The 10,391-nt window shown below is 34.4% G+C and carries 11 protein-coding genes; 1 reads left to right on the top strand and 10 read right to left on the bottom strand.

Annotation, left to right across the window (positions count from 1 at the left end; all coding sequences use genetic code 11):
* From LDB17_RS02680 to LDB17_RS02635, 10 genes are all read right to left on the bottom strand, one after another.
* The coding region (locus LDB17_RS02680; protein ID WP_393924873.1) for a glycosyltransferase family 2 protein at window positions 1–348 on the bottom strand (348 nt) is incomplete at its 3' end.
* Window positions 345–1,292, bottom strand: coding sequence for a glycosyltransferase family 2 protein (locus tag LDB17_RS02675; RefSeq protein ID WP_393924872.1), 948 nt, complete (start codon window positions 1,290–1,292; stop codon window positions 345–347). The genes LDB17_RS02680 and LDB17_RS02675, both read right to left, overlap by 4 nt.
* A gap of 1 nt (window position 1,293) precedes the next feature.
* Window positions 1,294–2,172 (bottom strand): alpha-1,2-fucosyltransferase, encoded by an 879-nt coding sequence (locus tag LDB17_RS02670; RefSeq protein ID WP_252638694.1) that lies wholly within the window; start codon window positions 2,170–2,172, stop codon window positions 1,294–1,296.
* Complete coding sequence (locus LDB17_RS02665) at window positions 2,169–2,912, bottom strand: DUF268 domain-containing protein (protein ID WP_252638695.1); 744 nt, start codon at window positions 2,910–2,912, stop codon at window positions 2,169–2,171. Before LDB17_RS02665 ends, LDB17_RS02670 begins: the two co-directional genes overlap by 4 nt.
* Window positions 2,913–2,916: 4 nt before the next feature.
* Window positions 2,917–4,182 (bottom strand): ABC transporter ATP-binding protein, encoded by a 1,266-nt coding sequence (locus LDB17_RS02660; protein WP_252638696.1) that lies wholly within the window; start codon window positions 4,180–4,182, stop codon window positions 2,917–2,919.
* A 12-nt stretch (window positions 4,183–4,194) separates the two neighbouring features.
* A complete protein-coding gene (locus tag LDB17_RS02655; protein WP_252638698.1) occupies window positions 4,195–5,001 on the bottom strand; it encodes a glycosyltransferase in 807 nt (268 codons plus the stop codon).
* On the bottom strand, window positions 4,995–5,942 hold the full coding sequence (locus tag LDB17_RS02650) for a hypothetical protein (protein WP_252638700.1): 948 nt from the start codon (window positions 5,940–5,942) through the stop codon (window positions 4,995–4,997). The genes LDB17_RS02655 and LDB17_RS02650 overlap by 7 nt, the downstream gene beginning before the upstream one ends.
* Window positions 5,942–6,802 carry an ABC transporter permease gene (locus LDB17_RS02645; RefSeq protein ID WP_006843519.1) on the bottom strand — a complete coding sequence of 287 codons (861 nt, stop codon included), beginning with the start codon at window positions 6,800–6,802 and terminating at the stop codon, window positions 5,942–5,944. The genes LDB17_RS02650 and LDB17_RS02645 overlap by 1 nt, the downstream gene beginning before the upstream one ends.
* A gap of 161 nt (window positions 6,803–6,963) precedes the next feature.
* Complete coding sequence (locus tag LDB17_RS02640; protein WP_006843518.1) at window positions 6,964–7,185, bottom strand: hypothetical protein; 222 nt, start codon at window positions 7,183–7,185, stop codon at window positions 6,964–6,966.
* A 177-nt stretch (window positions 7,186–7,362) separates the two neighbouring features.
* Complete coding sequence (locus LDB17_RS02635; protein ID WP_252638701.1) at window positions 7,363–9,030, bottom strand: AMP-binding protein; 1,668 nt, start codon at window positions 9,028–9,030, stop codon at window positions 7,363–7,365.
* Between the two features lie 190 nt (window positions 9,031–9,220).
* Here LDB17_RS02635 and mtaB point away from each other — a divergent pair.
* A partial coding sequence (mtaB, locus tag LDB17_RS02630) for a tRNA (N(6)-L-threonylcarbamoyladenosine(37)-C(2))-methylthiotransferase MtaB (protein ID WP_393924871.1) occupies window positions 9,221–10,391 on the top strand: 1,171 nt, incomplete at its 3' end.

Here is a 10,391-nt window from a genome sequence, read left to right as displayed (position 1 = left end):
AATAAGACCGACCTCAGACTTCGATATCATTATATCATGTGCAAATTTCAGATAATCTTTACCTATCTTATCATCTGCATCAAGCGGTAATATCCATTTACCTTCAGCACTACTGATCCCTGCATTGCGTGCAGAGCATAAACCTCCATTCTCTTTTTTAAGATATTTTATGCGATTATCTTTAGCTGCCCATTCTAGTGCGACCGCTTCTGTATTGTCGGGAGAACCGTCATTGACGATGATACATTCCCAGTGGGAGTATGTTTGCTCAACAACTGACTGTAAACAGTCTGGAAGATACTGAGCCTGATTGTAGCAAGGTACTATAATAGATATTGTCGTCATCATTGTTGATAATTCCTTAAAAATATGCCTAACAGTCTTTTTGAAAGATTGAAAGGTAGCAGATTTTGTATATAATACCAAAAATAAATACGATAAGAGCTTATATTTAGACTACTCAAAACCTCTTTGTTAAATGCTTGAGAGAGTTCATCTTTACTAGTCGCCTGTTTTAATATTTTAGAAAGCCAGTGTACTATTTGATTTTTATATTTATTCTTTAAATTAGGATATTGGGCAAAAAAGCGTGAAAACATTTTTATTACGTTAATATCCATATTATTTGTAGCTGTTGTAGAGTTGCTATGTATTCTGTATAAAGAAAGCTTTAAATCAGTTCCTCTAATTATATATTTATTTGCCAGAAGATTTAGCCATAATTCATAATCTTCGGCTATGCCATTGCTTTGCTCGTTAAAGCAATTTACATTCAATATGCTCTCTTTTGTTCCTATTACGGTTAGGATTGGAACTTTGTTCTCGTATAAAAAGGCATTAAGACCCTCATCTCCGCAATATGTTTTAGCCACGATGTTTATATTTGGCAAATTCTCGTAGTCAGATAGCTGACTGGAGTTATTAAAAATATAAGAATCAGTAAACAATACATCTTGTTGTCCATTGTAGAACTCCTTTAATGAAAGTTCTAACCTTAGAGGAAGCCAGAGATCATCGGCATCTAGAAATGCAATAATATCCCCTTTGCTATTTTTTATACCTTTATTTCGAGCTTTGGCTTGTCGAGCATTTTCCTGAAAAAAATAGTGTATCCTAGAGTCTTGATTTATATAACGATGAACAACGTTTCTAGTATTATCTGTTGAACCATCATCAACGATGATTAACTCCCAATTGGTATATGTTTGTCCAATAACAGATTCTATCGATTCTGAAATAAAGTTCTCGGCGTTATATGCCGGCATTATAATAGAAACTAATGTATTGATCATTTTATATTATAACCCAATCTGAGGGTATTATATTATTTATATTATACTGGGATTCATTATTGAACCACTTTACCGGAGCATATGTTATTCCGTTTCTTTCAGATAGCCATGCTCCCCACCAACTAAAACTGCTATTGGCTATAATATGGTGCTTACAGGCTAGCATCAATGCCATATCTTTCCAGCTGTTTTTGCCTAGATTCCAATCTACAATTTGCATATTGGGCAAGAAAGATAAACTCTTACTTGCATATTCAGGATCATCCGAAAATATAAAGAATGATAACTGTTCTTTTGCTTCTTCTTCCATTATTTTTATAGCGTTTTGATAATATTCTAAACCTAAAACACCATGATATGTGTTTGCATTTTTCAAATGAACATAATCTCCTCGCCGTATATGAATACTTACCGAACTATTATTTACTATCGTCTTTTTCAGGGCTTCATTTCTTGTGTCTAATTCAGGAAATTGAAAATCTTTAATTAAATCGAATCGAATATGTTTAAAATAACTTTCGGATTGAAAAAAACCATCGAGATATACATTTTTTATTCCGAATGGAATTTCTACTATTTCATTCTCAAGTTGGTTTATCTTGTGAAAGTTTATGTTTGCTATTTTTCTAATAAATTTATATCTCACTCTATCTGAAAGCAAAAATTTTTCCTGCAAACTGTTTAGTTTCTTTGCTCTCAAATGGGGAAAGATTGATAATTCAAAGTCACGAGCTGTAAAACAATCTGTGGAAACATTATTCATCCTTAAAAAAGAAAGATCAAGAAAAATATCTTTCTTTTTATTTGTTTCTAGTGTGCGAGCTATCGCATACTGAAACATTTGATTCCCTAATCCTCCTTGTAATTTTACAATTTTCATATTTTTTTGAACCAAAAACAACCACAAGCATAAGACTGATTTCGAACCATTTCTAATGGAGGGTTTTGTATGAAATCGGAATTATCTAAAACTACTGAAAAATCTTTTAGCTCAAATCCTTCAAAATGATCGAATATGGCTCCACAATCATATATCCGATGAGCGTTAAACATTATTTTGGGACTACCTACAGGTACTACAAAAAGTAAATTGCCTCCACTAGCACATACCCTTTTTAATTCTTTAATAGCTTTTATATCTCCCATCGGGTCAAGCGGATCGCCATATCTTCCTAAGCCAATATGCTCTACTGTATGCATACATGAAATAGATTCAATGGAGTTGTCCTCAAAAGGTAAGTTCATTAAATCTGCTTTTAAAGAATTTAAGTTATCTAAATCCAGTATTGCAGGTCTATAGTCATAAAACTTTACGGGAATAAATGCTGATAATATACTACAGAAATGTAATGTAGACGAAATATCAATATGGATACTAGGCGAGATTTGTTTTACGATGCGAGCAGCCCATGCCGGATGATAAATATAATGAGCATCAAATCCTGTGTATTCGGTATTATCGTTCAAACATGGGAATAAATCCTCGTTTTTCACCTGTATTCCATAATCTATACCTAGTTTATTAAATAAAATAAGGTCTTTTTGGAATTTATCTTCTTTCTGTCTTTTTGTTTTCGACTGATTATTTAAAGATCTGATATATGATAAAATATTCTTCATGATACTATCTTTTCTGGATATTAACATTAAATTGATTTATTAATAATCCGGTAGTTCCATCTACTTTTATCAAATTTTCATTAATAACCTTCGGTATAAATACAACATCGAATTGTAAGGAGGAATCATTGTAAAATAAACTTTCATTCCCTCTTGATATGCCGATTACAATTTTGTATGTGCCTCTTTGTAAGAAAAGTTCATCACACAAAAACTCTATTTCATATTCACCTTTGCTTTGGCTCTGAGGAGCAGACCAAGTGGTATTAATGGGTATATCTAAAGCTGTACAAAGCCCACAAGCAAAAACGACGTTTCTAATTCCTCCATCTTTTACTTTATACTTTATACGAACTTTCCATTTTTCACCAGTTAATATTTTATTGGCTACTTCATTCTTCTCATTCGTAATATACGCCGACTCTACAATCAGGTTTTCCTCAATTTGTTTATTGAAGTTAACCTCACTTACATTCTTACCCTCAGTTATATATGTATCTAAAATAGTGCTAACATTGCCCGATTTATACAGTGTTCCATCTTTCAGCAAGATTGCTTTTGTACATAGTTTTTTTACCGTATCCAGATTATGACTCACAAACAATACTGTACGACCATCGCCTTTCGACACATCTTGCATTTTGCCAATCGCTTTTTTCTGAAATTCGGCATCTCCTACAGCCAAAACTTCATCCACAACGAGTATTTCGGGTTCCAAATGTGCTGCAATTGCAAAGCCAAGTCGAACTGTCATACCCGAAGAGTAACGTTTAACGGGAGTATCTATATATTTTTCTACGCCCGCAAAATCTACAATTTCGTCCAGTTTTCTCTTTATTTCGGCTTTGGTCATTCCCATAATTGAGCCGTTCATGAAGATGTTTTCACGACCGGTCATCTCCGGATGGAATCCTGTACCTACTTCCAGCAATGAGGCTATTCGTCCTTTGGCTCTAATCGTACCGGTAGAAGGAGATGTTACTCTCGATAATATCTTAAGCAAGGTTGATTTTCCTGCACCGTTTTTACCGATTATGCCTAACACTTCTCCTTGTTTTACATCAAAAGTTATATCTTTAAGTGCCCAGATATATTTGCTGCTAGCCTTTGATGAACGGTCATTTACTTCTCCTATTTTCAGATAGGGGTCATCCTTGCCCCTTACAACATGCCACCAGCGGTTTAGATCGTGTGCTATAGTTCCTGTACCCACTAATCCTAAACGATATTGCTTAGATATATTTTCAAATTTTATTGCAATGTCTGACATATTCAGATTTGTTTATTTCTGTTGTTTTTGATATTTATATAATCTTATCTCCGCACATGTATCGTACCATGCCCAGAAAAAAGATAATAATAATCCATAAAGTCCGTCTTTATACCCCTTCATTTTGAAATAACAAGAGTAGAAAGCTCTAAATGGACGTTTTAAGATGCCTTTTCTTGAAGCAACAAATCCCATGAGATTTCTTGATTCAGCTTCCATTTTCAAGTATCTTAAATGTTTTTCCCGTAATTGAGAAAAGCTGATCATCCAATAATGATGATCTATATTTTTTCCATTGTATGCAATCCAAAATGGTTCATAAGGTGGAAGTACTGTTCTGCCCGCATGTACTACTCCTGTCATTTTACATCTGTCTTTGTGAAACAATAGCATACGGGAATGAATACCTCCCCAGCGAGTTCCTTTCAATAGATGCTTTTTGTAATAATATATACAAGGAACGAGTATAGCTCCGATATTATCAGGAATTCCTTTTTCAAAAAGTGCTATTATATCTTTATATAACTCAAAACTAATTCTTTCATCGGGATCTATTATAAGTATCCAATCATTTTTTTCCGATTTGTAATACTCTGCAACAATAGCTTCGCCTAGCGGTACCCTCTCGTGCTCTATGATTTCATTACTATATTGCTTCGCTATTTCTATCGAATTATCATTAGAGCCTTGATCTACATATTTTATATTCTCGCAAAAAGAAATTGATTTCAGGCAATCCTCCAGAATGTATCCTTCATTGTATCCTGTAACAATAGCACTGACAGGAAGCTTTTTGTATGTATTAACATTGTCTACCATATTTGCCAATCTATGTCGATACTTATACATTTAGCAGAATCCATTCTCATTCCTAGATACATACCCGGATTTGAACCAAAAGTACCTACAAAAAATGTACTGTTATTTAGTATATCTAATGATGCAAATAGATTTATATGTGCCTCTTTTATTATAGACTTATCTTCTTTTTTGAATTTAGCATGGTCGTACCCTTCCTCAGACTCTTTACAGAATGTGAATATTATCCACTCTTTATATTTATTTTTTATCTCAGATATTACTCTAAAATCATCTGTTAATATAAAAGTATTCTTTATATTACTTATGTCCTCTGCTTTATTTAGATAACTTGATGTTTCTACTAAATCTTGTTCAATATGTTTATCGCCACGCCGTATATGAAAACCTATATAGTCTGCCGGTAAATTTAGTAATCTTATTTTATTCTTTATCTCCAGATCCGTTATTTCTTTGTATTGCCATGTTAAGGAGATCAATTCTTGGCATGCATCCTTTAAAGAACAGTTTACAATTCCTATTTCGGGAATATTATATATGATTTTTTCATTTTTTCTGTCCCTGATTAGGAGCCATAAGTCTTGAGTTAGGAAATTTATTCCATTAAATATCTTATATGCTTTAATCTTAAGCTTGTCTTTTAAACCTAATCTTTTTTGGATAAAATCGTAGTTTCTAAAGTTATATTTTTTGTGAAAATTATCCTTAACCTCGTCACAAAACGGCAGAAAATAATCTATCCACCCGTATTGATACCCGAAATTAGCATCTTTTGAATATAGTATAAATTGGATCTTGTGTGTTAAGCAGTATAACATTGCTAATATCATGTTGTTATACTCAGAGAAGAAGCCTGCATCATATCCCAGATGAAAAACGAATTTTCTCTTGAAGGATTTATTTAGAGCATAATATTTTTCTCTCATTTCTGCAGCTTCCATCACACTACATCAATAAAGCTGCGTTCTACTTTGTTAAATACCCATGAACCGAGAATGATAACTATTATTGTAACAATAAAACTATAGCCGAGCCAAAACCAATCAACTGTACCTGCTCCCATAAAACCGTACCTTAATGCTTCTACGATAGATGTTAATGGGTTCAGCTGTATGATCCACATATATTCTTCATATTTTTCTTTCATTACGGAGAGAGGATATATTATTGGTGTAGCATACATCCACAATCCGGTTACAAAACCAAACAGAATAGCCATGTCTCTGTATTTCGTTGTAACAGAAGATATTAATATGCCAAAACCTAGCCCTAATCCGGCCAGCATTAAAACTAATAACGGAAAGAATAGAATATATATATTAGGCTTGATATCTGTGCCATTATATACAAAATAAAAGTATACGGCAAGGAATAGCCCTAGTTGGATTATTAATCGTACTAAATTGGAAATAACACCTGATATCGGAACTACTAATCGAGGAAAGTATACTTTACTGAACACTCCCGCGTTACCGAGGAAGGTTCCTGAGGCTTTTCCCATACAGTCGGAAAAATATCCCCAACATAATATTCCCGATAGATAGAACAATGGCTGAGGTAGTCCATCCGTTGGTATTTGGGCTATATTTCCAAATACAAACATATACATTATTGTAGTAAATAGTGGTTGAATGATGAACCATAGAGGTCCGAGTACAGTTTGTTTGTATATAGTTACAACATCGCGGCGAACATACATTTGTAATAAGTCACGATATTGCCAGACTTCTTTTATATTAAGGGAAAAATTGCTTCCGCGCGGTTTGATCTCTATATCCCAATGTTCTTTTTCAGTTTCCATTTAGATATTATATTGTTTCTATATTTGTTTGTGCGATTTTGAGTGTCCAAAGATAGCTATTTTTAATATTAAAGATCGTTAAATAAAAAATAACTATAATAAAAAAACCCGTATGAGTGTATTACCTCATACAGGTTTCATAAATCTTAACTGTCGCTGAATTATTTTTTTACAGCAGTAGCTACAGAGTCAGCAGCAGCTTGAGCAGCAGCAGCGATTGAGTCAGCTTGAGCTTTAGCAGCAGCTTCAGCAGCTACTTGAGCTTCAACAGCAGCTAAAGAGTCAGCTTTAGCTTTAGCAGCAGCTTCTTCAGCAGCTTTGTTATTACATGATGCGAAAGAGATTGCGATAGCAGCAACAGCAAATAAAACTAATTTTTTCATTTTCTTTTCTATTAAAACTTAAACGGTAAATGTATTTGAGTTATAATTTCTGATAACACGATGCAAATATATACATATTTCTTTACATGTTGTACAGCACAATTATATTTTTTTTAGTGTTTTTTTTATTTTTTTCTGAGGGGGGTGCTTTTTTATTCTTATTTGGTTCGTAATTATCTATTTATCATATAGATACCTTTTTATGCTTTTTTTAGGAGTTTTTTCGAATTCGCTTGGATAAATTTGTATCGCCGATATATTTTCGTAGGCTGCAAGCATTTTATTCAGATTTTGCCTGTTTTGTTCCATTATTGCCGGCAACATTTCGTGATCTACATGAGCAGCATCCATAGTTTCATAATCAGGATGAGCTAATGCTACTAATTTTCCGTTTCGCTCTACTACCAGGCTTTCCAATACGAATGGCATATTGTTCAGCTTAGATTCTATTTCTTCCGGAAATATATTTTGCCCGTTAGGACCTAACAACATTGTTTTGCTGCGTCCTCTTATGAAAATTGTGTTGTTTTTATCTATAGTTCCCAAATCTCCTGTTTTCAACCAGCCATCTTCCGTAAAGGCGGCTTTTGTAGCTTCTTCATTTTTGTAATACCCTTTCATCACATTTTCTCCCCTTACCTGTATTTCTCCTACAATATTATATGGGTCTTGCGAGTCTATGCGGACTTCCATAATATTGTCTAATATTCTACCGCAAGATGTAGGTATAAAATCGCAATGATGTTCGTATGAAATTAAAGGGGCACATTCAGTCATACCATAACCAACTGTAAACGGAAATTTGATTTTGTGGAGAAAGGCTTCCACTTCTCCATTTAGAGCTGCACCACCAATGATCACTTCATGAAAATTGCCTCCTAAAGCATCTATCAAGCCTTTTCTTATTTTTGCATAGATTTGATCCTTTACAATCGGAATTTTCAAGGCCATTTTTATTGCAGGCTTCTCTATTTTAGGTAAAATTGCTTTTTTGTATATTTTTTCAATAACAAGAGGTACTGTTATGATAAGGTGTGGTTTTATTTCGGCAAAGGCCTCTGTCAATATTTTGGGCGAAGGAGCTCTTCCTAGTAGCGTCGTGTGCGAGCCTTCGGTCAAGGAATACAAAAATTCAAACGCACAGCCGTAAGCATGCGCCAGTGGAAGAAAAGAAACGATATCTTGTCCTCTGAATAGTAATTTCAAATATTGAGCATGAGTTATATTTCCGGCAAGGTTATTGGCTGTAAGCATAACCCCTTTGCTAAAGCCTGTTGTTCCCGAAGTATAATTAATGAGTACTACTTCCGAGTTGTCTACTTTGGCATAATTGATATCATCACGAGTGTAACCATTGGGGTACTTCTCCTTCATTTTTTTGTCTAACTCTTCTACTACCAGAGAAAGTTTTTCTCCTTTTCTCTCGTGCAAGCAAGTAAGTTTGAAATCATTAATAGAGAATACTCCTCTTACTCCCGGAATATGATCTTCGTCCAAAGAATCCCATATATTATTGGCTGTGAATAATAATTTAGATTCTGAATGATTGATTATATGTTGTATATTGTCTGCATGGAAATCCTGTAGAATAGGTACAATGGTAGCACCATAAGTGATAACGGCAAGATAGGTAACACACCAAGGAATATTATTTTTGCCAATAAGAGCAACCTTATCACCTTTCAGTATTTGAGCATTATCCAGTAATATGTGTATTCTAGCTACTTCACGAGCCAGATCCTTATAAAACAATGTTTTTTTTTCGGAATAATCAGACAAGCCCTTCAAGTCCCAATTGTTTCTAAAACTGTCTTCATATAAGGTTATTAGATTCTTGTCGATCATAATTTGTTGCTCATTTTTATAAATTTTGTGCAAAAATAGAGACTATCATCATAATCTACAACTATTTTATATGTAAAGTTTCACGTAATTGTGTAATTTTGTACTCTTTTTGTATGACAATAGTCAATAAATTGCTTGTAGAACAAAGCTATTTATTTCAATATTATTAAATTAGGTTCTGTAATATACAATGATAGATAATTCAATTTTTGAGAATAAAAAAGCAGCCTATCTCACATTGGGCTGTAAATTAAACTTTGCAGAGACATCGGCTATCGGGCGACAATTGTCCCAAGTTGGTGTTCGTAGATCCAGAGATGGCGAAGTTGCAGATATATGTGTTATAAATACGTGCTCCGTAACCGAATTTGCAGATAAGAAGTGTCGTCAGGCAGTACGTAAGATGATCAAAGAAAACCCCGGTGCTTATGTTATAGTAACAGGATGCTACGCTCAGCTTAAACCCGAAGATATTGCGGGTATAAAAGGTGTGGATATTGTACTGGGATCGGAGCAGAAGCTCGATGTAGTAGCTTATCTTGATGAACTAAAGAAAAAAGATAAAGGAGTAGTACATACTTCTAAAACGAATAAAATAAAGTCATTTGTTCCATCGTGTTCGCAAGATGATCGTACTCGCTATTTTCTGAAAGTGCAGGATGGCTGTGATTATTTTTGTTCTTTTTGTACAATACCTTTTGCCAGAGGACGCAGCCGCAATGGTTCGATAGAAAGCATGGTACAACAGGCAAAAGAGGTTGCTGAAAAAGGAGGCAAGGAGATTGTACTTACAGGCGTGAATATAGGAGACTTTGGTAGAACCACCGGCGAAACCTTTTTTGACTTGGTTAAAGCTTTAGATGAAGTGGAAGGTATTGAGCGTTATCGGATTTCATCCATAGAGCCAAACTTGCTTACCGATGAGATTATACAATTTGTGGCTCAGTCAAAACGTTTTGCACCTCATTTTCATATACCCTTACAGTCTGGTTCGGATGCTGTGCTTAAATTGATGCGTCGCCGCTACGATACCGCATTGTTTAGGCATAAGGTAGAGAAGATTAAATCCGTAATGCCTGATGCATTTATCGGAGTAGATGTTATTGTCGGTACAAGAGGTGAGACTGATGAATATTTTGACGAAGCAAAAGCATTTTTAGAAAGTCTCGACTTTTCACAATTGCATGTTTTTACATATTCCGAACGTCCGAATACGCAGGCTTTGAAAATAGATCACGAAGTAGATCCTAAGACTAAGCATGCACGTTGTAAGGCTTTACTAGATTTATCAGACGAAAAATTGCAGGCATTTTATCGGTCGCAACAAGGCACCAAGCGAAAAGTGTTATTTGAGCATACTC

Source organism: Dysgonomonas sp. Shenzhen-Wh21, from assembly GCF_043392705.1.
Taxonomy (GTDB): domain Bacteria; phylum Bacteroidota; class Bacteroidia; order Bacteroidales; family Dysgonomonadaceae; genus Dysgonomonas.
Note: the sequence above shows the minus strand (reverse complement) of the source record. Positions and strands in the feature narration are given on the sequence as shown.

Bases quoted from the DNA above. Each gene is read 5' to 3' on its own strand.
- LDB17_RS02675 (WP_393924872.1), bottom strand. From the start codon at position 1,292: ATGATCAATACATTAGTTTCTATTATAATGCCGGCATATAACGCCGAG.
- LDB17_RS02670 (WP_252638694.1), bottom strand. From the start codon at position 2,172: ATGAAAATTGTAAAATTACAAGGAGGATTAGGGAATCAAATGTTTCAG.
- LDB17_RS02665 (WP_252638695.1), bottom strand. From the start codon at position 2,912: ATGAAGAATATTTTATCATATATCAGATCTTTAAATAATCAGTCGAAA.
- LDB17_RS02660 (WP_252638696.1), bottom strand. From the start codon at position 4,182: ATGTCAGACATTGCAATAAAATTTGAAAATATATCTAAGCAATATCGT.
- LDB17_RS02655 (WP_252638698.1), bottom strand. From the start codon at position 5,001: ATGGTAGACAATGTTAATACATACAAAAAGCTTCCTGTCAGTGCTATT.
- LDB17_RS02650 (WP_252638700.1), bottom strand. From the start codon at position 5,942: ATGGAAGCTGCAGAAATGAGAGAAAAATATTATGCTCTAAATAAATCC.
- LDB17_RS02645 (WP_006843519.1), bottom strand. From the start codon at position 6,802: ATGGAAACTGAAAAAGAACATTGGGATATAGAGATCAAACCGCGCGGA.
- LDB17_RS02640 (WP_006843518.1), bottom strand. From the start codon at position 7,185: ATGAAAAAATTAGTTTTATTTGCTGTTGCTGCTATCGCAATCTCTTTC.
- LDB17_RS02635 (WP_252638701.1), bottom strand. From the start codon at position 9,030: ATGATCGACAAGAATCTAATAACCTTATATGAAGACAGTTTTAGAAAC.